A 25,981-nucleotide genomic window follows, 5' to 3' on the forward strand; every position below is an offset into this window, starting at 1 on the left:
TCCCATAAGAAAGTATTACAATGCATAAAAAACAAACCATAACATAGTGTCTCATTCATAAAGAAAAAAGAGGAGTACAAAGCAATCATCAACTTGTATTCCTGTTTTTTTGGAAAATGTTACAAATGTTAGAAGTTCGTCACGATTTATCGAAAAAGAGGTTTGTTTACATGTAAGAAAAGGAATAAAATAGTATAGGTATTCACTCATATATACATTGTTTAGAAATTGTTGTATGATATTTTTGATATTGATTGTAAAGGAGGCTCGGACAGTGGTAAATAAAGACATTATAAAACTACTATCTTTATTCATAGTAAGTACACTATTTGCCATGCTTTTTCCGTTTGTTGATAGTGGACAAGCTGAAGAGAAAGAGCCTAAAGAATATTCGAGGAACCACTATTTTGCTAATGACGAACTAAGAGAATTGATAGAAATTCGTGCGTTAAATAATAATTATGATCATGAAGCAACACAAGAAATGCTTGATCGAATGGCAGCATTTCCAAGAAGAATTCTTCAAGAGGCAGTCAAAAAAGACGTACTGTTTATTTTATCAGATATACCGGCAGTGCAATTAGAAGAATTCCAAGATTTGCAAGGGGAGTTATCTGGTAAAAATGATGTTATTTATGATGACATAGCAGGATTAGCGCGGGATAATGTGAGTGTTGCAAAAATTGGCCAAAGTTATCCAGGAGATATGCATTACAATGCATTGTTAGAATACCATGAGTTTGCACATTTGGTTGATTTTAATGTATTAGATGAAAAAGTATCGGATATGGACGAGTTTAAGAAAATACATAAAAAGGAATATGCGAAACTATTTCCAGGGAGTACTTATTATTCATATGCAGACGAATATTTTGCTGAAACGATGACACATTATTTTCTAGGCGGTTGGTACAGAGAAACATTGAAAGATACTGCACCGAAAACATTTGAGTTTATGGATACTTTTACAGGAAGAATTTTAAGCGTCGATGAAAATAATGATAAAGGGATCAAGTTGTCATGGGATGCCCACCCAAAGGCAGAAAAATATCATATTTATCGAGATGGGGATAGAATACATACAACGGATGAAACAACGTATGAAGATGTGAATTTTGATATTTTCACCACACATGAATACGTCGTTGAAATGATAGATGAAGAAAATAATGTACAGGGCAAAACGTTTAGTAGAGAAGTAAAAACAGAAGATAACAAATTTTTTTCAATTGATCATCCTGATAATATCTCTGTCGTTACGAATAGTAAAGACAATATTACGCTGAATTGGGAAAGTGTTGAAAATGCTATTTATTATGAAATAGTTCGCGATGGAAAACTTCTTGATTCATCCGTTGTAAATAGTTATACAGATAAAAATGTAGAACCGAACAAAACATACGAATATAAAGTACGAGCTGTTAATAGTGCGAAGCGGTTCGTTTCATTTAATGACATAACGGTTGAAACAGATTCTCGAATAACAAGATTTATTCATCAAATGAAATCCATTTGGTCTAATTTTTTTATCATTCAAATTTTAATGCCAATTATTACAGTGACCATTTTATTACTTATCTTTAGAAAAAGAAAATAAGCGTTGGTATGGACTTTGATAGCCATCCAACGCTTATTTTTTATGCCTTTTGTTCTTTGCTTACAAATGTCACAATGACGAATAATAAAAAGCTAATAAGTAAAATGGTTCCCCCGCCAATATAAATTGGTAAAATAATAGCCTTTGAATCTCCAAATGGTTGTAAATATTGTAACCATAGTCCGATAGATAAACCTGCAGCGCCGATGATGCCTGTTAATGCTTGGGCAGCTACTAATGAGGATGCTTGAATACGAAATGCTTTATAATACACACCCCATGCGAATAGAGATAACCAACCAACCACTAAAATATGTGCGTGAACCGGACGGAATGCTAATGAACCAGCACCCGCCATATGGGAACCTAAAAATGCTCCAATTAATCCGAAAATCGCTGCAAAGCGAATAAGTCTTTTACCCCAAATTGTTTCCATATTTCTTATCTTCCTCTCATATAACTGTTATATGCTATATTAGAGGTCGAATATGAACGCAACATGAACTGCATATTACAATTTAGGGAAAGTAATTGAAAAGGTGGTTCCTTGATCCATATTACTTGTGACATGGATGGTTCCATGATGTAAGTCCACTACTTGTTTGACGATAGATAAACCTAATCCTGTCCCTTCAATGCTCGCATGTCTTGCACTATCTACTCGGTAAAATCGATCAAATAAAAATGGGATTTTTTCTTGTTCAATACCGATGCCGTTGTCTTTTATAACGGCGATAATTTCTTCGTCATTTTCAAGGACCTCCATATGGATCGCTCCGTTTTCCTTCGTATATTTTAACGCATTGGAAAGTAAATTTTCCCAGACTTTTTCCATATATGCTTTGTGGCCGTACATCGTCATTTCGTTTATGTGCATGGTTAACGAAATGTTCTTCTCCATTAACTTCCAGCGATGTTTTTGAACGACTTCTTTTATTTGTGTATCCAGACGAAAATGTTCTTTTGGAACATCACTTTCTAAAGTATCTAGCGATGTTAATAATAATAATTGTTTGGTCAATGCGGATAGGCGGTCTGTTTCACTTTGAATAATTTCGGTATACAAACGTACCTCTTCGTTTGTGAGACTCCCTTCATGTAACAGACTCGCATACCCTTGAATATTTTGCAAAGGTGTTTGGAAGTCATGGGATACATCACTAATAAATTGCTTTTTCATTTTATCGGAGGCTTCTAATCTATCTGTCATTTGTTTAAAACTTTTTGCTAATTGGCCAATTTCATCCCGACGATTAGTCGGTAATTCAACCGCAAATTGTTCTTTTCCAATTTCTTTTGTCGCTCTTGTTAATTCTGTTAAAGGACGAACGAGTTTCCTAGCAATAAATAACATAGCAACCATACTAATGATTGCCATTGCTAGAAACATCCCACCGAGTAAATAATGAACTTCTGTAAATAGTAATTTAATATCGGGACGAATGAAAATAGCATGTTGTTGCCCATCGATTTCAACAGGTACCCCGACAGTATTTGCTGTTTCATCTGAGAAAAATCCTGTGACGAATGTTTCTTTTGGAAAATCACGCATCCCATGATAAATCGTACCATTTAACACTTGTGTTATTGCATCGTCTGATAAATTATGTTCCCGAAAATCAGCCCCATAAAAAGCGGCATCCCCATCTGAATCAATGTGTAAAATTTTATACCCAACATGTGCAGTAGTCTGTAAATAATGCTCGATATGATCGGTTGTTGCCATATATTCGGCCATTTCTTGCGCGATATGAACATTTTTGGTGTCGTTGTTTTCTTTTAAATATTGATGATAAAAAGTGTTGACAGCTAAAAAGGCAATAATCGAACTACCGATCATAATGACCGCTGTAAAAATGAAAAACTTACTATATAAAGATCGAATCATTGTGCAACCTCTAGTTTATAACCAACTCCACGAACCGTAACAATGGTAATTTCATCTGTAATCGGACGTAATTTTTCGCGAATTCGCTTAATATGAACGTTTAATGTTTGGTCGTCTCCCTCATAATCGATTCCCCAAACTCGTTCAATTAAAAATTCCCTTTCAAACACATGGTCTGTTCGTGAAGCGAGTACAGATAATAATTCGAATTCTTTTAATGGGAGGAATAATGTTTTATCACCAACTGTAACATCGTAATTTTGTTGGTTAATGGTCATAGGGCCAATTTTGATTAGTGTATCGACAGATTTGTCATATCGACGTAAAATTGCTTGTACACGAAAAAGTAATTCTTTCGGTTCAAAGGGCTTTACGACATAATCATCTGAACCAGCTAAAAAACCTTTTTCTTTATCTTCCAATTCCCCTTTTGCTGTTAATAAGAGGACAGGGATATCGTATGTACGTAATTGTTTTGTTAATTCATATCCGTCCATTTTTGGCATCATCACATCGACAATCGCAAGGTCAGGAAGTTCCTGTTCCATTTTTTCTAATGCATCTATCCCATTGAGCGCTTTTATCATTCGGTAATTTGCTCTGCTTAAATGAATGCTAACGAGGTTGACAATTTTTTCATCATCGTCAACGACTAAAATTTTATTCATACAATCGTCCTTTCCGATAGTTTGCACATCCTTTTGTTAAAAAGATTGTTGCATGTTCTTTTATTGTTTATACTAACAATAACATAGATTTTTTAAGGGAGAGAAAAATGATGGTAGAAAATATTGCGCAATATATTGATCATACATTATTAAAACCAGAAAGTACGAAGGAACAAATAGAACAACTATGTAAAGAAGCGAAAGAATATAATTTTGCCACAGTTTGTGTGAACCCTTATTGGGTCAAATTTTCAGCTGAACAATTAGCTGGAACGAATGTCGGAGTGACGACAGTAATTGGGTTCCCGTTAGGGGCGACGAGTACATTTACAAAGGTTGCCGAGACACGTGATGCGATTGCAAATGGTGCGACAGAAGTAGACATGGTAATGAATATCGGATTATTTAAATCTGGTGATGATGTAGCTGTGTTACAAGACATAGAAGATGTGGTTCAAGCGGCAAATGGTGCAGCAGTCGTAAAAGTAATTTTAGAAACCGGTTTTTTATCTCCTGACGAAATTGAACGTGCATGCAATATCGCAAAAGAAGCAGGGGTAGATTTTGTTAAAACATCGACAGGATTTGGACCTGGAGCTGCCACAGTAGAGGCAATTGCATTGATGCGTCAAACAGTAGGACCGAATATCGGCGTAAAAGCTTCAGGTGGTGTACGTGATGCAGCATCAGCAAAAGCGATGATTGATGCAGGAGCCAATCGAATTGGAGCAAGTGCTGGCATTGCTATTGTAGAAGGAACCGCGAGTGACGCAGAGTATTAATGTAAAGATACGAATAAAAGGTAATGTTTATCGAAAAAGATGAACATTACCTTTTTTTATATGACAGAATCTCGATGTTTCCTAATTAGAAGTAGTGCTTTCTGAGAAGGAATAAAATATATCTGAAATTTTTTAAAAATACTGTACATAATTTTTAAATTATGCTATCCTTCATTTGTGTCAACTTAAAAATATTATGGTTTACAAAGGGGTGGAATCATGAAAACGAATCAAACAGTAAAAATTGTCTACGGTGGATTATTTATCGCACTTACGGCAATTGGAGCGAATATTACTGCGATTATGCCGTTTTTAGTCGTTGGAGGAGTGCCTATTACATTGCAAACATTTTTTGCCGTATTGGCGGGACTTGTCCTCGGGAGTCGCTTAGGAGCATTTACGATGTTCGGGTATATGTTAATTGGATTGGCAGGTGCACCTGTGTTTGCACAGTTCAGTGGGGGTGCTGCAAATTTATTAAGTCCTACTTTTGGTTTTATCATTTCATTTATTATCGTTGCGTACATATGTGGGAAACTGGTGGAATATAAGCAGACAAAATCGATGTATATAGCTGCATCGTTGTTCGGAATGTTATTTATTTATGTTTTTGGAACGAACTGGCTATATATGGCTTATAAACTTTGGTTTCAAGCGCCAGAAGGATTTCACTACGGAATTGCATGGTTATGGATGAGTGTTCCATTGCCAAAAGATATTGCTTTAGCACTTGTTGCAGGTGTATTTGCATATCGATTAGATGCTATTTTAATGATACAAAAGGTTCGTTCACAATCATAAAAAGAAAGGAAGACATAAGATGGAAGATAGAAAATATTGGGCTCAGTTAGCAGATAAAGTAATACAAGGCTATCATATTACGCGAGAAGAAGCGATGAAATTTTTGCAATGTCCAGATGAACAGGTATTAGCAGTATTAGATGGCGCCTATCAAATTCGTCACCATTATTACGGCAATAAAGTGAAATTAAATATGATTATCAATACGAAGTCAGGTGCCTGTAGTGAAAATTGTGGATACTGCGCACAATCTATTGATTCTAAGGCGCCAATTCAACGGTATAAAATGATGGATAAGGAATCGATTTTAGCTGGAGCAGAACAAGCGAACAAGTTACAATCAGGAACATATTGTATCGTTGCAAGTGGACGTGGTCCGACGAATCGTGAATTGAATATTGTCGTCGATGCGGTGAAAGAAATCAAACAAAATTATGATATGAAAATATGTGCTTGTTTAGGTATTTTAAAAGAAGGGCAAGCAGAACAATTAAAAGCAGCAGGAGTCGATCGTTATAATCATAATTTAAATACATCGAAAAAACATCATGATTACATTACGACGAGTCATACGTATGATGATCGTGTATCCACCGTAAATAAAGTGAAAGATGTTGGAATATCTCCTTGTTCAGGTGTCATTGTCGGAATGAAAGAAACGAAAGAAGATGTGGTGGATATGGCATTTTCTTTAAAAGAACTCGATGCGGACTCCATTCCAGTTAACTTTTTACATGCAATTGATGGGACAAAGTTAGAAGGAACGAATGAACTAACACCGACATATTGTTTAAAAGTGTTAGCGTTATTCCGTTACTGTTGTCCAACGAAGGAAATTCGAATATCTGGTGGACGCGAAGTGAATTTAAGAAGTTTACAACCATTAGGATTGTATGCTGCCAATTCAATTTTTGTCGGGGATTATTTAACGACTGAAGGACAATTGAGTACAGCAGACCACCAAATGTTAGAAGATTTAGGATTTGAAATTGATTATGGTCATGAAAAAGCGAGAGTGTAAAAACTTTATTGCTTGAATATATGGGCATGAAAATGAGCGTTCGGCATAAAAACATAGCGAAATAAATGAAAAGAGTTTGGAACAAAAAAAGTTAGTACGAAATACGAATGATAATATAGGCGAAAGAAATGTACAGCGAGTCTACCAAGTTGGCAGGACGCTGTAGCGCTTAGCTAGAAAAAGGTGTAGCAGCTACTGACTCAAATGTGATGGTACATTTCTATAGCGATTATCTAAGAAGAGCGATTCGTGTCTCGTGCATCTTCACTAACTTATGTTCCAAACTCTTTTTGATAAGATTTCGTTTTTATAAAGAACGTACAGCTTTTGGAATATTTTCTGCTTTTGTAATTGCTGAAATAACTGACACACCATCCGCCCCAGCATGAAGCACATGATGGGCATTTTCAGGTGAGATACCACCAATGCCGACGATGGGAATTTGAGGGGTCAGTTTTCTTAATGTTTGAATCCACTCTATTCCAACGGGTTGTAGAGCATCGGATTTCGAAGTTGTGTTAAAAACAGGTCCCGCACCAATATAATCAATATATGCAAGCGAACTTTTTTCATATTGCTCCATATTGGAAATGGATAAACCGATCCATTTATGTGGGTATTTTTCACGGATCTTTTTAACCGGTTCATCCGATTGACCAACATGAATGCCGTCAGCATGTAGTACATCGATTAATTCGACATCATTATTTATTATAAACGGGATATTTGCTTCCTGACAGATTGCTCGTAATGATTTACCAAGGGCAATTTTTTCTTCCCCTTGTAAACTTCCTTTCCCTTTTTCACGAAATTGATAGATAGTGATCCCACCTTGAATTGCTTCTCGTAAGATCGTTTCAGGTGTTCTATCTTTGGGGCAATCTTGGCTTCCCATAATAAAATATTTTCGTAATATATTTCTGTTCATCCTCTTTCTCTCCTAATCGACGTGATGTAATGCATCTAAAAAGTGAACTTGGAAAGTTCCAGGGCCATGGACATTGGAAGATGCCATTGCTCGCTCCGCAGCTTTTGTATAAAATTCGATTATCTGATAGGTTGCTTTAAAAGGATCCACCTCACATGCTACATTCGCCCCAATAATAGCACCTAATAAACAACCTGCACCAGTTATACGTGTTAACATTTCGTGCCCGTGTTCATTTATATATGTTTCTCTTCCATTGGAAATAACGTCTTTTGCCCCTGTAATCACCGCGATTGTCTGGAATTTCGTTGCAACTTTTTTAGCAATTAATTTCGTTGTTTCTATTGGAGGATCGACAGAATCAACGCCTTTCATTGCCACTTTTTCATCGACTAATGCGGCCATTTCCCCTGCATTTCCTTTAATCACCGTGAAATTTATGGCATGTAGAAATTTAAGGCAAGCTTGTTTTCGAAAAGAAGAGGAACCGACTGCTACAGGATCTAATACGATTGGTTTTTGATGATTATTTGCAACCGTTCCAGTAGTAAGCATTGCTTCCATATCTGAATCCATTAATGTACCCGTGTTAATTAAAATAGCATCTGCTTTTTTAGCGACTTCACTAACTTCCATCGGGTTATCGGCCATAATAGGTGAGGCACCAATGGCGAGTAACCCATTAGCGGTAAAGTTTTTGACGACATTATTCGTTAAACAGTGGACGAGAGGAGCCTTTTTCATGATGTTTTCATTTATATTCATACTTGTCTCCCTCTAATGGCCCAATGTTTTGTTGGCCCACTACCAGCACCAAGTGGAATAGATTCTTCAATAGCAGCTTGAATAAATTCTTTTCCTTTTTCCACTGCTTCATATAAAGAAAGACCTTGTGCAAGATGGGCGGTAATGGCTGCGGAATACGTACAACCTGTTCCATGTGTATGTTTTGTATCAATTCGTTTTTTTGTAAATACATGCATGTCGTTTCCATCATATAAGAAGTCTGTTGCATCGTTGTCTTTGCTTAAATGGCCTCCTTTTACAAGTGCTGCTTTTGCTCCATACGTATGAACAATTTTTTCGGCAGCTTTTTTCATATCATCGAATGTCGAAATGGTCATGTTCGTTAAAAATTCAGCCTCCGGTAAGTTCGGTGTAACAACAGTCGCATAAGCTAATAATTCATCTCGTAAGAAGTCACGGGCCTCTTCATTAATTAAATGGTCTCCACTTGTAGCAACCATAACAGGATCAATTACGAGTGGGAGATTTTTTCCGTCGAGCTTTTTCTTTATTATTTTCATCATATCAATGTTTGCAATCATTCCTGTCTTAACAGCATCTACAGGAACATCTGAAAATACAGAATCTAATTGTTGTTCAATCATCTCCAAAGATATATGTTCAATCGCTTGAACCCCTGTCGTATTTTGTGCGACGACAGATGTAATAATGCTCATGCCATATGTTTGTAATTCTTGAAATGTTTTTAAATCAGCTTGTATTCCTGCGCCTCCTGTAGGATCTGTACCTGCAATGGTTAATGCACATGTAATATCTTTCATTTGATTTGCTCCTTTGTTTGATTTTAGGGATGTATATGACGTTATAAAATATATATTTTTCCATAAAAAAACCAGATTCCTCGTGAGAGAATCTGGTTCGACTGCAAAAAAAGCCATGGATTCCTACTTCCCTCCGCTAGTTCGAACTAGATCAGGTTCACGAGGGTTAGAAATGTCACGCACTTCTTCTCAGCCTTCCACGCAAAAGGCACCCCTAGTAGATTTCTGACTCTAGTATAGCAGATTATGTTCTACTTGTCATAAGGAGGAAAAGAACGCATTTCATTTGCGCGTATATCCCGTAAACGTACTTACTGTAAGACTGTAGTGTGGTATAATTTTAAAAAGGATTGGATGGTGACATGGATGTCGAATATAATCTATCATTTTAAAGATGTGTTCTTTTTCTCAAAACAAAAAACGATTCCTGTATTGGATGAAGAAGATTCTTCAGTTGGAACAATCGTTCGAACGTTTAATGAAGATGGGTTTTTAGAGGAGGAGCAAATCAGGAAAGGAACTTTTTACGCATTTCAAAATCATGCTGGAAAGACCACCTTGTCCTTTGCGGTAAAAAAGCAAGGATTAAAGGCATTCCTAGGATATGCATATACATTTTATTTGCACGATGCAAATGAACAGTTCCAATTAGAAGATGCGAAAGGTCTAATTTATTTGTATTTCCACGTAAAGGGAAAAATAAAAGGAAAGAAATTTGAAGCTCATGAAGATTGGGACGGGAACATTACATTAAAATGGGATAAAACAATATTTGGAAAAATTAAAGTTGATACATACACATATAAAATAGAAGTAGAAATAGTAAATAATACAGTAGCACCATTATTGCTGACGCCCGGTTTTGTATCACTCATTTATTGTATGTATCGTATCTATGATACAGAAACAGCTGTCATCAATGAACTATTAGATTATATAACTTAAGAAAATGACGATGAAATATATACATATCACCATTTTTATCGGAGATTTGCTAAAGTAGTATAGAATGTTAAAAAAATATTAAATTTGACTAAAAGTCATGTATTTTTCCTTGTAAAATGATACAGTTAAGTATATATAAAATAAAAAGCGAGATGATACGATGAAAATTTGGATGAGAAAAATTGCCGTTGCATTCGTCGCTTTCATAACGTTAGGTTTATATGTTCCGTCATTTGATGTAGATGCACATGTAGGAAAAGAAGAGAAAACGTATGATTCGTCTAAAGCGAATATAGTTGCGGAACAAGTAACTACATATGATGTTGAGGAAGAGGATGTAGCTGCTACATTAATGGAAAAAGCTATTGCACAAACGAGTGTTAAATTTGGACCGAAGATAGAAAATCAGCTAGAAAAAGAGTTTCAAGAAGTAATTTTACCGAAAATGGAGGACACTTTAACGTCTATCTTTACGGAAGTAGGAGAAGACAGACTGCCATTTTATGAAATCACGGAAAACCCTGCAAAAGGGTATGGAGAAAGAATATTCAATGTATATGATGTAAAAGATAAAAAAATAATTGCGAAGTTTCACGTTCGTCGAGATTTTAAACCACAAGAAGGATATTGGTTTAATTTCCACTATCATTTAGGAAAAGATCAGTTTGAAACACATTATGAATTAGGCAATATATACTGGGATAAAAACATGCCACCGAAATGGATGGCGCAATAAAGCAAAAAAACACTTTATCATTGGAAGGATAAAGTGTTTTTATTTTTGTCATTTTTTAGTCACATATTGGTCAAAGAAGGTCATTTTTTATTGACAGATGACACCGTGTCATTTATAATGAAATGGAGTGGAAGTGACATTGTGTCATTTTGACTTTGTACTTAGGAGGAACTTGGATGCCGAGACAGACTTTTTATAATTTACCTATAGAAAAACAGGAAGTATTAATTGAAGCGGGAGAAAAAGAATTTTCACGAGTTCCATTATTTGAAGCTTCCATTGCGAATATTGTAAAAGAGGCGGGTATTCCACGCGGTAGTTTTTATCAATATTTTCAAGATAAAGAGGATTTTTATTTTTATATATTAAACCAGTATGCAGATGAAAAAAGAAAACGATTTATTCGTTTATTAGAAAAGCATGACGGGAATATATTTTATGCAGTGAGTGATTTATGTGAAGACTTACTCATTCGAATTGACAGGAAAAATGATAAACAATTTTTCAAAAATATGTTTCTACATTTAGATTTTGAAACAGAACGTGCTTTTTTAAGTGATATGAATTATAGCGTACTGAGTGAACAATATAAGGAAGTAAGGGATCTCGTCGATACGACCATTTTAAATGTAAAAAATGATGAAGAATTATTTCATATGATTCAAATGTTATTATCCATGATGTTAGGTAACATCGCACGTAAATATGCGGTGAACATACCAAATGAAAAGGTGCTACACAATTTTACGACACAAATTAATTTAATGAAAAAAGGATTTAAGGCAAAATAATTAAAAGGAAGAGAGAGGGTTCATGATGAAAATCAAATTATATGGTTCTTCAACAGCATCAACGAGAAAAGCGAGAAGGTGGTTTGAGGAACATAATATTCCATTTGAATATCGTGATATTTTGAAGAAGCCTTTAAAGAAAAAAGAAATGCAACAAATTTTACAATTAACAGAAGAGGGGACAAAAGATATTATTGCGACAAGATCGAATGTGTATAAAGAATTAGATCTAGACTTAGAAAATATCTCATTAAATGATTTATATACATTAGTAAATAAAAATCCAAAGTTGTTACGTCAGCCGATTATTTTAGGGGATGATAAATTACAAGTAGGATTTGATGAGTATAATATTCGACAGTTTATCCCTCGAGAAGAACGCAAACGATTTATTCATGATTCTTTAGCTTTCGTGTAAAAATTAACTATACTTTACATGAAAAGGATGTTATTTATAACAGAAATGTTGTAGAATAAGAGAAACATTATGAAAGAGAGGAAGAAGTTCGTGGCAAAAAGAATATTTTACTTTTTATTAACAAACGTACTAGTTCTTTTAACCATTTCGATTATATTCACGATCTTACCGATTGGGAACTATATTGGAGAAAATGGTACTATAGACTACGGTGCCTTACTAGTATTTAGTGCGGTTATTGGTTTTACGGGTTCCTTTATTTCGTTAGCAATGTCTCGTTGGATTGCGAAGCGAATGATGGGTGTGAAGATAATTGATCCGAATAATCCCAAGAATGAATATGAACAAGTAGTTATTGAAAAGGTATACCGCTTATCAAGAGCAGCTGGTTTAACATATATGCCTGAGGTTGGAATTTACAATTCACCAGAAGTGAACGCATTTGCAACAGGACCATCGAAAAAACGTTCATTAGTTGCCGTTTCAGCTGGATTGCTAGATGAAATGGATGATGATGCGGTGGAAGGAGTTATCGCACACGAGGTTGCCCATATTGCAAATGGCGATATGGTGACAATGACATTGCTACAAGGTGTTGTGAACACGTTTGTTGTATTTTTATCTAGAATTGTTGCGCTTATCGCATCACAGTTCGTTCGTGAAGAAATTGCACCAATCGTTCATTTCATCGCGATTATCGTATTCCAAATATTATTCTCTATTTTAGGGAGCCTTGTTGTATTTGCTTATTCACGCCATCGTGAGTTCCATGCGGATAAAGGTGGAGCAGATTTAGCGGGTCGTGACAAAATGCGTCATGCGTTAGAAAGTTTAAAAATGTATGCGGATCGAACTACAGCTGGAGAAGACGATACAGCAGTAGCTACAATGAAAATAAATGGTGCTAAAAAGGCGATGCAATTATTCTCTACACACCCAGATTTAGATGAAAGAATTAGCCGTTTAGCATAATAATCATAATGTTAGGAAAAATCGTACGATCCTATGTGTCGTACGATTTTTTTGTCCAAAAATAGGGGAGAAGCACTCAGGGGAAGTTGGTTTCGTTCCCCTTACAAAAGTTTGTTTTTCACTAAGACAGCTTTAATTTTTGTATATGTGAATGTATCTGGCAATGCTTCTTTGATTGGCTTCAACCTCTTCTCATCGAACCTTTCATATACACTTAATACTTCTCTTTCTTCTTCTTCGTTAAAGAAAATATCCCAAACGATTGGAAGGCCTTGGTCAAATGCTTTAAATAAATGGTTTTCAATTGTTTGTTCTTGCACATCCCGTATTTTTGCAATATCTTTGATCGATTTACCAGACTGGAACAATTGATAGCTTTGCATATGGGATGGTGTATCAGGATCATCAAGTACTTGTTGTTTGGCAATCGAACGGTTTATAGGTGTTCCAATTTGGACTTTCTTTTTCACATGTGGATTCTTTTCTTTCCATTTGTTAATAGCATGTAAAAATGTTTCCCCGTATTGACTATATTTCTTTTCTCCAACCCCTTTAATTTCAAGCATTTCGTCTTTTGTCGTTGGAAAATAACGGCACATATCACGTAATGTCGCATCGGAAAATAGTACATATGGTGGCACGTTTCTTTCATCTGCCATTACTTTTCGGAGCTCCCTTAATTCGCCAAATAATGTTGCATCAAAATCCGTCGCATCAGTTGTTGGCACTTTTAATGTATACATTTCTACCGTCTTTTCTCCTTTTAAAACGGCAATAGATTGATAGTTTAGTTTTAATGTTGGGTACATTCCTTCTTCTGTTGAAAGTAGTTGTTCGGCAATTAAAAACTGGATTTTCTCCGTAATGTCTTTTTCAGTATAAGAAGATAAAAGCCCATATGTTGTAAGTTTATGTAAATTGAATTGAATTAACTTACGATCTTTGGAACCACGTAATACCTTTGCGGTCATGCTGACACCGAATTTTTCATTCATGCGTTTTACACAAGATAATATCATTTGTGCTTCCTCTGTTATATCGACTTTTTCCCCATGTTTTTGGCAGTTACTACACGTTTCACAACGAGTGTTAGAGGGAATATTCGTAAAATAGTCGACAATATAACTACTTAAGCAACGACCGGTAAAACAATAATTTGTCATTGCTTGTAACTTTTCATATTCTAACTGTTTCATTTCTTCTTCCATCTCAGATTGTTCAATGAGGAATTTTTGCAATTGGATATCTTGATTGGAAAAAATTAACACACAATCGCTATTTTCTCCATCACGTCCAGCACGTCCGGCTTCCTGATAATAAGATTCGATGTTCATCGGCATAGCATAATGTAACACAAAGCGAACATTCGATTTATCTATGCCCATTCCAAATGCATTCGTTGCAATAATTACTTGGCATGCATCATGAATAAATGCGTTTTGGGCTTTTTGACGACTTTGTTCATCTAATCCAGCATGATATTTTGCAACATTGTACCCTTTATCATGTAAACGTTCATATAATGTATCTACTTGTTTTCTTGTTGCAGCATATATAATGCCGGATTCATCTTTTCTTTCTCTTAGGAATTGTTCGACGTAAGAAGTTTTATCTCGGCCTTTTACGAGATGAAAGTGTAAATTACTTCGTTCGAACCCTGTTTGAACGACATGATCATCTTGAATATGTAAAAGTTGTTGAATATCCTTTTTTACCTCTTTTGTTGCCGTAGCAGTTAATGCAACATATAGCGGGATATTCGTTAGTTGCTGTAATGTAGGGACGACAGAACGATAATTCGGCCTAAAATCGTGCCCCCATTGGGAAATACAGTGTGCTTCATCAAAAGCGATTAAGGAAATAGGAATGTTACTTATCGTTCGTAAAAAGTAATCCGATTGAATTCTTTCTGGTGCAATATAGACAAATTTAAATGCCCCTTGTTTCAAAAGTTCCATTCGTTCTTGTTGTTCAAACGATGTGAGGGAACTATTAATATAGGTGGCAGAAATGCCTAACGTGTGTAATGAGTCTACCTGGTCCTTCATTAAAGAAATAAGTGGTGAAATAATGATGGCAGTACCTTCTTTCGCAAGCGCAGGTAGCTGAAAACAAAGTGATTTTCCATTACCAGTAGGCATGATTGCTAACGTATGGTTGTCATTCATAATATGTGAAATTGTTGCCTCTTGACCAGGGCGAAATGTAGAATATCCGAAGTAATGCTCCATGATAGACGTAATTTGTTGCACGGTGTATGAACTCCTTTAACATTATAAAAATCATGTAATCTTTTTATCTATCTCTATTGTACAACATTTTTTTATGGCATCATATAGGAATACATTGATATAGAAAGGATGGATGTAATGAGTGACTGGGTTATTAAATTGCTCATTGCGACAGTAGCAGGTGTCGTATTAGGAATTGAACGAGAAGTAAAACATAAACCACTTGGATTAAAAACATGTGTTGTAATTGCTGTAACGAGTTGTCTATTAACGATTGTGTCGATTGAAACAGCCTTTTTAAATGAACAGAATCCATTTATTCGTTCTGACCCAATGCGATTATCCGCACAAATTGTAAGTGGGATCGGTTTTTTAGGGGCAGGTGTCATTTTACGGAGAAATAATGATGTCATTTCTGGGCTTACGACGGCCGCAATTGTTTGGACAGCCTCGGGAATCGGGATTGCAGTTGGTGCGGGCTACTTTAAAGAAGTGGCTGTCTGTTTAATTTTAATCGTTATAAGTATTCGCTTTTTACCATTTGTCGTTACAAAGTTAGGACCACATACATTACGTGAGCAAGAAGTTAAGTGTACCATTTATATGGATGAATTAACGACAGATGTCCAACAAACGTTGGCGGAAGTAGAAAATGTGATTGGGAAACTACGAAATATAAAAATTAGAAACCGTGAGAAAGAACTAAGAGTGGAATTTATCAGTTTGATAGAGGCAAAGGAGCATTCTATCATATTATATTATGATGCGTTAAAAGAGATTGAAGGAATTAAAGGCATTGAAATTCATGGAAGATAGTGCTCGAGATGCCCAATAAGAGTGCGCAAAAAATAGTAAGCACTAAGAGGGAAGAGGAATCCATTTAAAAAGGAAATCATCATTATTATTTCCGCGTCCATTTGGGAGGACGTTTTAAAATGCCACTAGCACCATTTTGGAGCACATAAATAGAAAACAAGTGAATTTCCCTCCAGTCGTCCAAAGCGAACGCTAGGAGAGAAATTCACTTGTCTCATGAATGATTATGATAAGATGAAACATCGACTAGTAAGGCCAAAGTTGACCATACAGCACGGGTGAAAACCACAGTACATTTTGCCGTGACATCCTTGCATATCATAAGGGACTGCTTACACTACATTTCGAACTTATACTGGTTGACAAAAAATGATTGAAATTAGAAATCTACTATTAGACAGACAGCTTTTCAAAGCCTTTACATAGTCCCTTATGTCTTTTCCTAATTTCGTTTACCTCTCAAATAGTTAGGCACGGAATGATTCTGCATTTTCGATAGCGGCATCGACTTCTTTTGTATAAAGAAGTTTCACATCGTCTGACCAGACAAAAAGTTTTGCCATGACATCAATAATTTCATCTTTATAACGTTTAACCTCTGCAATATTAAAAAGTAAATCTCCCGTACGACGGTACATAAAATCAATTGGATGTAAGACCATTTCATGGTGAATACTGTACATTAATTTTGCATACAATGCATTCGGTAAATTCGTATCATTGTAATCGATATAAGAAATAGCCGTTTCAATATTTGAGCCAAATGTTGCAATTAAAGTGCTAGCTTCGTCTTTTGTAAATGATAAAGCTTGTAATTTTTGCATCCAAATTTCTTTAAATGCAGCGAATCCTTTTGATCCACCAACATCTCCACCTGAGATTGGTAATTGTTTTGTTTGACATGTAGCATGGTCAAATTTTTTCTTCGGAATATATTTTTTATATAATAAGTCAACGATTGTTTCAGCCATTTTACGGTATCCTGTTAATTTACCACCAGCGATTGTAAGAATGTTTGATTCAGCTTCCCAAATTTCATCCTTACGTGAAATTTCAGATGGGTCTTTACCTTCTTCGAAAATTAACGGACGGACACCAGCCCAGCTTGATTCCACATCAGCTTCATCTAAAGTTAAATGCGGGAACATATCTGCAATGGCTTTTAATAAATAATCTACTTCAGATTGTAATACGTGCATATCTTCCGCATCACCGTCATAGAAATCATCTGTCGTACCTACATACGTTTTTCCATCACGAGGGATGGCGAAAACCATACGTTTGTCATGTGTATCAAAATATACTGCTTGTTTTAATGGGAATTTTTCTTGGTCGAAAACAATATGAACCCCTTTTGATAATTGTAAATGCTTTTTACCTTTTACATAATCTAAATGACGTAGTTTATCTACCCAAGGTCCACTTGCGTTTACAACAACATTTGTACGAACCGTTATTTCTTTCTGAATTGCTTTATCTAAAAAGCGTACACCGTTCACTTTTTTCTTTGTATCATATTCAAATCCAGTAACTTGTGCATAGTTTAAAATAGTCGCACCTTTTTCAGCTGCTTTTTTCATTACTTCTAAAGTTAAACGAGCGTCATCTGTACGATATTCAACGTACACACCGCCACCTTTTAATCCTTTTTCTTTAATGAAAGGCACTTTTTCTACGACAGCATTTTTGGAAATCATCACTTTACGTTCGCTGCGTTTTACTTGTGCTAAATTGTCGTACATCGTTAAGGCAATATTTGTTAGGACACGTCCAAATGTACCACCTTTATGGAAAGGAAGTAACATACGCTCAGGTGTTGTAACGTGTGGTCCATTTTCATACACAACTGCACGCTCACGTCCTAATTGTGCAACTTCTTTAATTTCAAATTGTTTTAAATAACGTAACCCACCATGTACTAATTTTGTAGAACGACTGGATGTTCCACTTGCGAAGTCATTCATTTCTAATAATGCAACCTTTAATCCACGTGTTGCTGCATCTAATGCGATTCCAGCACCAGTAATTCCACCACCAACAATCACGATGTCGAACGTTTCATTTGCTAATTTACTTGTTGTTTCAGCTCTTCTTAAGTTTGAGAAACTCATGTATGATTCGCTCCTTTATATAGTTTATGCATAAAAAAAGAGAGCACAGAAAAATATTGCCTTCATTCAAAGCAATGTCATTTCTGGTCTCTCTCGTATACTCTAACCATTTTTTTTATTCATTTGATACTTTAAGTATAACATAAATTGAGATGAAGTCCATACTATTGTTTGAAAATAAAAGAAGATTTATACGTTGTGTAACGAATTAGACAAAATATCATCAATACATCAAATGAAGTAGTGAAGATAAGTTATTTTGTTTAATGTATTTGACATTATTTGCAGAAAAAAAGGGAACGTATGCTATGATAGATATAGGTATATTGGACGGATGTATAGGATGTCTAAAATATTTTTGTATTACATAGAGTAGTTATTTTGGAAGGAAAGTAGGGATGAATGTTGCAGGTTATCGTCACACATATGAATACGGATTTTGATGCGTTAGCATCGTTGTATGCAGCAAAAAAATTATACCCAGACGCAACGGTCGTCTTATCTGACAAACAAGAAACAAAAGTAAGGCAGTTTCTAAATATATACCGTGACACGCTTCCATTTACAGATGAAAAAGATGTAAATTGGGACAATGTCACAGATATGATTATAGTCGACGTAGCAAACGGAAGAAGAATCGGTCCTTATATGGAAAATTTAGACATGTCGAAAATAAATGTGGTTGTATTTGATCACCATCCACCTAAAAATGGCGATATCGAAGAAGCAGATCGCCAAATTGAACAAGTTGGTGCAACAGTAACATTACTGATTGAAAAAATAGTGGAACAACAAATTCCTATTAGTTCTTTTGAAGCGACATTGTTTGGACTCGGTATTTATACAGATACCAATGCGTTTATGAATGATATTACATCTGCACGCGATTTTAAAGCCGCTAGTTTTTTAATGGATCATGGCATGAGCTTAGAAATGGTACACCAATTTTCCGAACATGTTTTACTACCAGAACAGCAACAGATTTTGAATGACTTATTTACGAAAATGGATGTTCGTTCGATGGATGGATTGGAGATTGTCGTAGCCGCTAGTAGTTATGACTTTTTTCAAAGTGGTTTAGCGACGATTACGAGCCGTTTATTAGATATTACAAATACAGATGCAGTTATTACAGTAGTCGGGATGAAGAATCATGTCCATATTGTTGGCAGAGCAAGTTCTGATCGCATCAATTTATTACCACTTTTAAAGAAATTTGAAGGTGGTGGACATGAAAAAGCTGGCTCAGCGATGGTAAAACGTTCGACTTGTGAGGAAATTTTGCCGAAAGTAGTAGAGGATTTAGATTTGATTTCTAAACCAGGAATCACGGTGAAAGATATGATGGTGTATCCTGTTAAAACATTAACACCTGATACAACTATTGAAGAAGCTGGAAGAAAAATGTATCGATATGGCCATTCTGGATACCCGGTTGTACAAGAAGGAAAATTAATTGGCATGGTCACTCGACGTGATTTAGATAAAGCAAATCATCACGGACTTGGACATGCTCCTGTAAAAGCGTATATGAGCACGAATTTAATTACTGTAACAGAAGAAAAGACATTAGAAGAAATACAACAATTAATTATCGAACGAAATATTGGACGTTTACCTGTGATACGTGACGGAAAGTTAGTTGGGATTATTACACGAACGAATATTATCGAAAAAATGCATGAAATAGCTTTAATGGAGGAAACAGGGAAAGATCAACCATTAAAAACGAATTTGAAAAATGAACTGAAAGATCAACTGGAAAAGGATGCATTCTCATTATTAGAAAATATTCGCAAAACTGCTAAACAAGTAAATATCGATGTTTATTTAGTTGGAGGGATTGTGCGTGACTTATTTTTACGTGTTCCAAATGATGATATCGATATTGTTGTGGAGGGAAGCGGGATTGAATTTGCCAAACGGCTGACAGAGGATCATGGGGGAGAAGTAATCATTCACGAAAGTTTTGGAACGGCTACATGGGAAACGGTTGACGGGTTTAGTATCGATGTAACGACATCCAGATTAGAATATTATGATCGACCAGCCTCATTGCCGGATGTGGAATCATCTTATTTAGCGGAAGATTTACAACGACGTGATTTTACGATTAATGCGATGGCAGTTTGTTTGACTGGTGAGAAGTTTGGGGACTTAATAGATCCATATAATGGGCAACAAGATTTACGTAACGGAAATATTACCATCTTACATAATCTAAGTTTTGTAGAGGACCCAACACGGATTTTACGAGCGGTTCGTTTTGAAACGCGATTTGAATTTTTAATGGATAAACAGACAGAACAATTAGCATTACAATCGATTAGTACGATGCGTCATTTATCTAACCAGCGTATTGTCGATGAATTAATCCGTATTTTTAAAGAAGACAATATTGCACGGGCGATGATGCGTTTATATGATGTAGATTTTTGGAAACAATATAATGTGGATATCCCACTTTCTGACGTAATTGAACGAGTGAAAAAATTACGAGCACTATTTGATATGTATGAGCATGCAGAGCCTGACTGGTTTCACTATGTCGCAATTCCATTTTTTGATCATACATTTAATGAGCCAATAAAGGAATTTGCTTTAACAAAAAAAGAAATGAAATTTATTCGTGCTGTGGAGGAGTTTTTCCGCATGGATGGATGGCGCCAAACAGAACGAAGCGGGGATATACATGCTTATGCGAAAGCGTTTGAAGATGATGTACTATTATTTATCTTATCTGTTTCATCCATTGACAATGAGGAAGTCATTTTGCAATACATTGAAAGAAGGAAAAAACTGGAGCAATATATTACTGGAGCAGATTTAATTTTACGAGGATTAAAACCAGGAGCACATTTTAAAGAATTATTATTACAATTAGAAATTGCAACATTGAACAAGGAAATAACGACAAAAGAAGAAGCATTCGCGTGGATGGAGGCGAATATACCATAAACAGAAAAAGGGATATACAACACGATATAATCGTACATGTACATCCCTTTATCCTACATACTGTTTCTTCATATTAGTTACTATCCTTTTTCCTTTCTGATTTTACATCTTTTTTAATTTTGTAATATTTTTCAGCGCCTAAACCACCTTCACCAATCATTTTAGAGATTTCTTTACGGCGTACTTCCTGTTTTTTCTCCACTACCTTTCGATCGTCTTGTGCCATTTCATTTCCTCCTTTCAATGAAAAATGAAGTATAATAAGTATAGCTTCTACTATTAGTATATCATTTTAACGAAAAGATTTCACTACTCGAATCCCTATTCTCCATAGGGTTTACATGTTTGAAAAAAATAGATTAAGGGAATAATAGCTTTGTCTTTATTTTTTATTTTTGAGAGAGATTGGGAGAGATGTATATGAATATGTCTACGAGGTTTATAAAATTTATCGGCGGCAAAAACCTACTTTTCGGCTTATTAACATTATTGTTATTAGGTGTCGTCATCATGATATATAATAAAATTTCATTCGTATTTCAGCCGCTTTTTATTATATTATCAACGATTGTTCCACCTGTTATTCTCGCATTTATTGCGTACTATTTGTTAAATCCAATTGTAAATTTATTAGAAAAGGCGAAAATAAATCGGTTATGGGGAATTATTATTATCATTACTGGTTTCACTGGGATCGTAACCGGACTGTTATTTATTATTATTCCAATTATTTCTAGGCAAGTGAAAGAATTTGCCACTAATTTCCCTAATTATATTGAAACATTAAGTGAGGCAATTCAAAGTTTACTACATAAGTCTATTTTAGAACCGTATTATGATGAGGCAATGAAATGGATTGATACGAACTTAGGTGATTTATCGACAGAACTTATGACGAATGTAGGAAGCGCGATTGACGGGGTAGCGAGTGTTGCGCAGACGCTTACGACAATCGGGATTACACTTGGTACATTTCCATTTGTACTTTTTTTCTTATTGAAAGACGCATCGAAGTTTAAAGAATATTGTTTACAGTTATTCCCTAAAAAATTTCGCCATGATATTCAAGAAATCTTAAACCAAATGGATACACAAGTTGGGTCGTATATTCGAGGACAAATTCTCGTTGCATTTTGTATTGGTGTGCTATTATTTATTGGTTATATCATCATCGGCTTAGACTATGCAATTATTTTAGCTTCTGTTGCGGCAGTGACGAGTGTTGTGCCGTATTTAGGGCCGATTATTGCGATTACACCAGCAATTATTATTGCAATCGTTACGTCACCTTGGTTATTAGTGAAATTAGCAATTGTATGGGCAGTTGTCCAATTTTTAGAAGGACATTTTATTTCACCGAACGTGATGGGAAAGACGATGCAAATCCATCCATTAACGATTATTTTTGTATTATTAGTTGCTGGAAAGCTATTTGGAATTTTCGGGATGATTTTAGCCATTCCAGGGTACGCATTATTGAAAGTACTCATAACGTACTTTTTCCAGAAGTTTAAAATTCGTTATAATAAATTTTATGAAGAAGGATACGAACAGGAAGAGATAGAACAGTAAACTAAAAAGCTAGGAAATAATTAGAGCAGACTTTCGCCTAATTTTCCCTAGCTTTTTTTAAAAATATTTATTTTTCGGGAATGTCGCACCCATCTGAACCGCAAGTATCCTCAGTGGTTCCAATTGTTTGGAATGGGGATGTTTGTCTTTCTTCTTCCCACACTTGTTGTAATGCTTGTGTGAATGTTTCTGTCGGTTGTGCTCCTGAAATAGCATATTTTCGATTCATAATAAAAAATGGTACGCCGGTTATTTGGAATTGTGTTGCTTCCTGTAAATCGGTTTCTACTTCTTCGCGGAATGCTTGTTCATTACGTAATGTTGCGAATGCTTCTTCTTTTTCTAATCCAACAGAAGCGGCAATTTCCACTAGTTCATCTATATTGCCAACATCTTTTGACTCGAGAAAGTGGGCACGTAATAATGCTTCAGCAATAGCGGCACCTTTTCCTTTTGATTCAGCAAACTTTGCTAAACGATGGGCATCGAAAGTATTCGTCTGTTTCATCGTATCGAATTGAAAATCTAGTCCTACAAGGTTGGCTTGTTGTTTTATATGATTGGTCATTTGTTTCACTTGTTCGATCGATCCAAATTTCTTCGCTAATGTTTCATAATAATCTTGTCCATTATAAAGTGGTGCATTTGGATTTAATTGATAACTTTTGAATATTACCTCTACCTCTTCTTTATGAGGGAAGTTAGCCATAGCCTCTTCTAATTTTCTCTTTCCTATATAGCAAAAAGGACATACATAATCAGACCATACTTCAATTTTCATTTGTATATTCTCCTTTATCGTTTATACGTTCAATATACCATTTATTTTTATACGACGTAAAAATATTGGCTTAATATGTCGGAAAGACATTTACATGAGAGGGGCTTTTCGCTTAAAATGTACAATGGGAGTTTGGAACTTATAGTAGAGGGATGAGAACATGCACAAGAACATAATGAAAGTACTACCAGGATTACTCCTCTGCTTTGTTGTTATGGTACTCGGTATTTACGGAGCAGAACTAATTGGTGTGATGATGAAGCAGATGAATGTAATTGCACCAGAAAGTAATACGCCAATTTCAGGAATTTTCGTAGCAATTATTATCGGGATGATGATTCGAAACGTATTTGGTATGAAGGAAATATTTACTTTTGGTATGAAATTTTCTGTAAAACGTTTATTACGTTTCGGGATTATTTTGTTAGGGTTACGACTTAGTTTAGTAGAAGCGGTAAAATTGGGGGCATTTGGTATCCCGCTTATTATTGCTTGTATCGCTTCAGGCTTTTTCTTAACGATTTATTTAACGAAGAAAATGCAACAATCGACTCGTCTTGGGTTGTTAATTGCAACTGGAACAGGTATTTGTGGGGTAACAGCGATTATGGCAACAGCCCCTGTTTTGAAAGCGAAAGATAATGAAATATCGTATGCGGTAGCGAATATTACTATTTTTGGGTTAACCGGGATGGTTTTATATCCGTTGTTGGCTCATTTTTTATTTGCAGACGATCCGATTAAAACGGGAATGTTTTTAGGCACTGCAATTCATGATACTGCACAAGTAACTGGTGCAGCACTGATCCATGCACAAATGTTTCAAATGGATGATGTTTTGGATGTTGCTACTGTGACAAAATTAACGCGTAATTTATTCATTGTCGTGATGATTCCTCTCGTTTCATTTTTATATTTTAAAGGAAAAGGAACGACTGAAGGAGAAAACGCGCCAAAATGGTATACATTTCTTCCATTATTCGTTATTGGTTTTTTATGTTTCTCACTCATTCGCACGGTTGGAGATGCTACATTAGAAAGTACTGGTGCAGCATTCGGGATGTTAAACACATCTTTATGGGAAATGATATATACAAAAGGAAGTAATTTCGGGACGACGTATTTACTAGGGATGGCGATGGCAGGTGTTGGATTATCGACTGATTTCCGGATGCTTAAAGGAATCGGTTGGAAGCCATTTTATATTGGATTGACAGCAGCGTTAACAGTTGGATGTGTTAGTGCTATGTTAATAAGCTTATTCGGAGGATACGTACATATGTAAAAAAAGATGGAGACATATTGGATTGTGTCTCCTTTTTTTTATGTATATAGTTGTAATTCGTACATATCTAATTAAGTTATATTGAAATAATAAATATTTAAAACAGATATATTGAAATAGAGATAATTTTTGTGTAAGATATATATATCAATTAAAAAAGGGGATAGAAATAATGACAAAGTGGAATGTAGATACAACGCATACAAACGTAGTTTTTTCAGTAAGACATATGATGGTATCAAAAGTTAGAGGTTCTTTTGGTAGTTTACAAGGATCTGTAGAAGGAGACGTACACGAACTAACAGGTGCAAAAATCAACTTTGAAATCGATGTTAACTCTATCGATACAAAAAACGAAGACCGTGACAATCATTTACGTTCAGGGGACTTTTTCGATGTAGAAAATCATCCGAATATCACATTTGAATCTACTAACATCGTCGAGACTGGAAAAGATGAGTACGATGTAACGGGTCTCTTATCAGTGAAAGGAACGACGAAAGAACATACATTTAAAGTTGAGCGTACTGGTGAAGGTGTTAACCCATGGGGGGTAACCGTAGTAGGATTTGAAGGGCAAACAAAAATCTCACGAAAAGAATTTGGCTTAACTTGGAACCAAACATTAGAAACAGGTGGCGTCTTAGTAGGGGACGACATTACAATCGATATCGAATTACAAGTAAATCCAGCATAAATTGAATAATTTCGGCGTGTTTCTTTTTTGGAAGAAACACGTTTTTTTGTGTGTAAGGCATGTGGGTGTTTTGTAAGGAATGTGTACGGATTTTATAGTCTTGTTTGAACTAGTGTCGTAGTTTTATAAGGAATAGGAACGTATACAATGGGAAAAAGTGGTTCTATGTCATAATGATAACTTGCGTAATTAAGTCGGATATCCGCAAGTGGAGCGGGATTTTCATGATAACTTGCGTAATTAAGCCATATATCCGCAAGTAGAACGCGATTTTCATGATAACTTGCGTAATTAAGCCATATATCCGCAAGTGTAACGTGATTTTCTTGATAACTTGCGTAATTAAGCCATATATCCGCAAGTGTAACGTGATTTTCATGATAACTTGCGTAATTAAGCCATATATCCGCAAGTG

Annotated in this window: 25 protein-coding genes and 1 riboswitch; of the genes, 14 read left to right on the forward strand and 11 right to left on the reverse strand. The window is 35.5% G+C overall.

What is annotated here, in order from left to right; genetic code table 11:
- Positions 1-274: 274 nt before the first annotated feature.
- Complete coding sequence (locus tag WKT09_RS06975; RefSeq protein WP_340415352.1) at positions 275-1,597, forward strand: anthrax toxin lethal factor-related metalloendopeptidase; 1,323 nt, start codon at positions 275-277, stop codon at positions 1,595-1,597.
- Between the two features lie 40 nt (positions 1,598-1,637).
- Here WKT09_RS06975 and WKT09_RS06980 read toward each other — a convergent pair whose 3' ends face one another.
- The 3 genes from WKT09_RS06980 to WKT09_RS06990 form a co-directional block, all read right to left on the reverse strand.
- Entirely contained in the window at positions 1,638-2,033 is a 396-nt protein-coding gene (locus WKT09_RS06980) for a hypothetical protein (protein WP_340415353.1), read from the reverse strand.
- Between the two features lie 75 nt (positions 2,034-2,108).
- On the reverse strand, positions 2,109-3,485 hold the full coding sequence (locus WKT09_RS06985; protein ID WP_340415354.1) for a sensor histidine kinase: 1,377 nt from the start codon (positions 3,483-3,485) through the stop codon (positions 2,109-2,111).
- The gene (locus WKT09_RS06990; RefSeq protein WP_340415355.1) at positions 3,482-4,153 is read right to left on the reverse strand and encodes a response regulator transcription factor; all 672 of its coding nucleotides are present in this window, start codon (positions 4,151-4,153) and stop codon (positions 3,482-3,484) included. The genes WKT09_RS06985 and WKT09_RS06990 overlap by 4 nt, the downstream gene beginning before the upstream one ends.
- Positions 4,154-4,263: 110 nt before the next feature.
- Between WKT09_RS06990 and deoC the strand changes: the two genes are divergently transcribed.
- From deoC to bioB, 3 genes are all read left to right on the forward strand, one after another.
- Complete coding sequence (deoC, locus tag WKT09_RS06995) at positions 4,264-4,935, forward strand: deoxyribose-phosphate aldolase (protein WP_340415356.1); 672 nt, start codon at positions 4,264-4,266, stop codon at positions 4,933-4,935.
- Between the two features lie 219 nt (positions 4,936-5,154).
- Complete coding sequence (locus tag WKT09_RS07000) at positions 5,155-5,736, forward strand: biotin transporter BioY (RefSeq protein ID WP_340415357.1); 582 nt, start codon at positions 5,155-5,157, stop codon at positions 5,734-5,736.
- A 19-nt stretch (positions 5,737-5,755) separates the two neighbouring features.
- The gene (gene bioB, locus WKT09_RS07005) at positions 5,756-6,757 is read left to right on the forward strand and encodes a biotin synthase BioB (RefSeq protein ID WP_340415358.1); all 1,002 of its coding nucleotides are present in this window, start codon (positions 5,756-5,758) and stop codon (positions 6,755-6,757) included.
- A 307-nt stretch (positions 6,758-7,064) separates the two neighbouring features.
- Here bioB and thiE read toward each other — a convergent pair whose 3' ends face one another.
- The 3 genes from thiE to thiD are packed head-to-tail and all read right to left on the reverse strand — an operon-like array spanning position 7,065 to position 9,253.
- Positions 7,065-7,685 carry a thiamine phosphate synthase gene (gene thiE / locus WKT09_RS07010; protein ID WP_340415359.1) on the reverse strand — a complete coding sequence of 207 codons (621 nt, stop codon included), beginning with the start codon at positions 7,683-7,685 and terminating at the stop codon, positions 7,065-7,067.
- Positions 7,686-7,697: 12 nt separating this feature from the next.
- Positions 7,698-8,450, reverse strand: a complete 753-nt coding sequence (gene thiM, locus WKT09_RS07015; RefSeq protein ID WP_340415360.1) for a hydroxyethylthiazole kinase — start codon at positions 8,448-8,450, stop codon at positions 7,698-7,700.
- Positions 8,447-9,253: a bifunctional hydroxymethylpyrimidine kinase/phosphomethylpyrimidine kinase gene (gene thiD / locus WKT09_RS07020; protein ID WP_340415361.1), complete on the reverse strand. Its 807-nt coding sequence runs from the start codon at positions 9,251-9,253 to the stop codon at positions 8,447-8,449. Before thiD ends, thiM begins: the two co-directional genes overlap by 4 nt.
- Before the next feature lie 111 nt (positions 9,254-9,364).
- A riboswitch (TPP riboswitch) is annotated at positions 9,365-9,479 on the reverse strand.
- Positions 9,480-9,619: 140 nt separating this feature from the next.
- Between thiD and WKT09_RS07025 the strand changes: the two genes are divergently transcribed.
- The 5 genes from WKT09_RS07025 to htpX all read left to right on the forward strand — a co-directional run bounded on the left by WKT09_RS07025 (position 9,620) and on the right by htpX (position 13,115).
- Positions 9,620-10,198, forward strand: coding sequence for a tubby C-terminal domain-like protein (locus tag WKT09_RS07025; protein WP_340415362.1), 579 nt, complete (start codon positions 9,620-9,622; stop codon positions 10,196-10,198).
- A gap of 160 nt (positions 10,199-10,358) precedes the next feature.
- The gene (locus WKT09_RS07030) at positions 10,359-10,934 is read left to right on the forward strand and encodes a YpjP family protein (RefSeq protein ID WP_340415363.1); all 576 of its coding nucleotides are present in this window, start codon (positions 10,359-10,361) and stop codon (positions 10,932-10,934) included.
- Positions 10,935-11,110: 176 nt separating this feature from the next.
- Positions 11,111-11,725, forward strand: a complete 615-nt coding sequence (locus WKT09_RS07035; RefSeq protein WP_340415364.1) for a TetR family transcriptional regulator — start codon at positions 11,111-11,113, stop codon at positions 11,723-11,725.
- Positions 11,726-11,750: 25 nt separating this feature from the next.
- Positions 11,751-12,143 carry a Spx/MgsR family RNA polymerase-binding regulatory protein gene (locus WKT09_RS07040; RefSeq protein WP_340415365.1) on the forward strand — a complete coding sequence of 131 codons (393 nt, stop codon included), beginning with the start codon at positions 11,751-11,753 and terminating at the stop codon, positions 12,141-12,143.
- A gap of 90 nt (positions 12,144-12,233) precedes the next feature.
- Positions 12,234-13,115, forward strand: coding sequence for a protease HtpX (htpX, locus tag WKT09_RS07045; protein WP_340415366.1), 882 nt, complete (start codon positions 12,234-12,236; stop codon positions 13,113-13,115).
- Between the two features lie 101 nt (positions 13,116-13,216).
- Here the strand turns inward: htpX and recQ are convergent, their stop codons facing one another.
- Positions 13,217-15,367: a DNA helicase RecQ gene (recQ, locus tag WKT09_RS07050; RefSeq protein WP_445324000.1), complete on the reverse strand. Its 2,151-nt coding sequence runs from the start codon at positions 15,365-15,367 to the stop codon at positions 13,217-13,219.
- Between the two features lie 117 nt (positions 15,368-15,484).
- On the opposite strand from recQ, the gene WKT09_RS07055 reads away from it, so the two are divergent.
- Positions 15,485-16,162: an MgtC/SapB family protein gene (locus WKT09_RS07055; RefSeq protein WP_340415367.1), complete on the forward strand. Its 678-nt coding sequence runs from the start codon at positions 15,485-15,487 to the stop codon at positions 16,160-16,162.
- Positions 16,163-16,629: 467 nt separating this feature from the next.
- Here the strand turns inward: WKT09_RS07055 and WKT09_RS07060 are convergent, their stop codons facing one another.
- Positions 16,630-18,273, reverse strand: a complete 1,644-nt coding sequence (locus WKT09_RS07060) for a glycerol-3-phosphate dehydrogenase/oxidase (protein WP_340415368.1) — start codon at positions 18,271-18,273, stop codon at positions 16,630-16,632.
- 405 nt (positions 18,274-18,678) lie between these two features.
- On the opposite strand from WKT09_RS07060, the gene WKT09_RS07065 reads away from it, so the two are divergent.
- On the forward strand, positions 18,679-21,231 hold the full coding sequence (locus tag WKT09_RS07065) for a CBS domain-containing protein (protein WP_340415369.1): 2,553 nt from the start codon (positions 18,679-18,681) through the stop codon (positions 21,229-21,231).
- 73 nt (positions 21,232-21,304) lie between these two features.
- Here WKT09_RS07065 and WKT09_RS07070 read toward each other — a convergent pair whose 3' ends face one another.
- Positions 21,305-21,457: a hypothetical protein gene (locus WKT09_RS07070; protein ID WP_340415370.1), complete on the reverse strand. Its 153-nt coding sequence runs from the start codon at positions 21,455-21,457 to the stop codon at positions 21,305-21,307.
- Positions 21,458-21,651: 194 nt separating this feature from the next.
- Between WKT09_RS07070 and WKT09_RS07075 the strand changes: the two genes are divergently transcribed.
- Complete coding sequence (locus WKT09_RS07075) at positions 21,652-22,803, forward strand: AI-2E family transporter (protein ID WP_340415371.1); 1,152 nt, start codon at positions 21,652-21,654, stop codon at positions 22,801-22,803.
- Between the two features lie 67 nt (positions 22,804-22,870).
- Here the strand turns inward: WKT09_RS07075 and WKT09_RS07080 are convergent, their stop codons facing one another.
- Positions 22,871-23,584: a DsbA family oxidoreductase gene (locus tag WKT09_RS07080; protein WP_340415372.1), complete on the reverse strand. Its 714-nt coding sequence runs from the start codon at positions 23,582-23,584 to the stop codon at positions 22,871-22,873.
- 160 nt (positions 23,585-23,744) lie between these two features.
- On the opposite strand from WKT09_RS07080, the gene WKT09_RS07085 reads away from it, so the two are divergent.
- Positions 23,745-24,869, forward strand: coding sequence for a YeiH family protein (locus tag WKT09_RS07085; protein WP_340415373.1), 1,125 nt, complete (start codon positions 23,745-23,747; stop codon positions 24,867-24,869).
- A 172-nt stretch (positions 24,870-25,041) separates the two neighbouring features.
- Positions 25,042-25,566, forward strand: a complete 525-nt coding sequence (locus tag WKT09_RS07090; protein ID WP_340415374.1) for a YceI family protein — start codon at positions 25,042-25,044, stop codon at positions 25,564-25,566.
- A gap of 92 nt (positions 25,567-25,658) precedes the next feature.
- Here WKT09_RS07090 and WKT09_RS07095 read toward each other — a convergent pair.
- Positions 25,659-25,981 (reverse strand): hypothetical protein (locus WKT09_RS07095; RefSeq protein WP_340415375.1); only part of this gene is annotated, 323 nt, incomplete at its 5' end.

It is taken from the genome of Pseudogracilibacillus sp. ICA-222130, assembly GCF_037892545.1.
In the GTDB taxonomy this organism is placed as follows: domain Bacteria; phylum Bacillota; class Bacilli; order Bacillales; family Amphibacillaceae; genus Pseudogracilibacillus.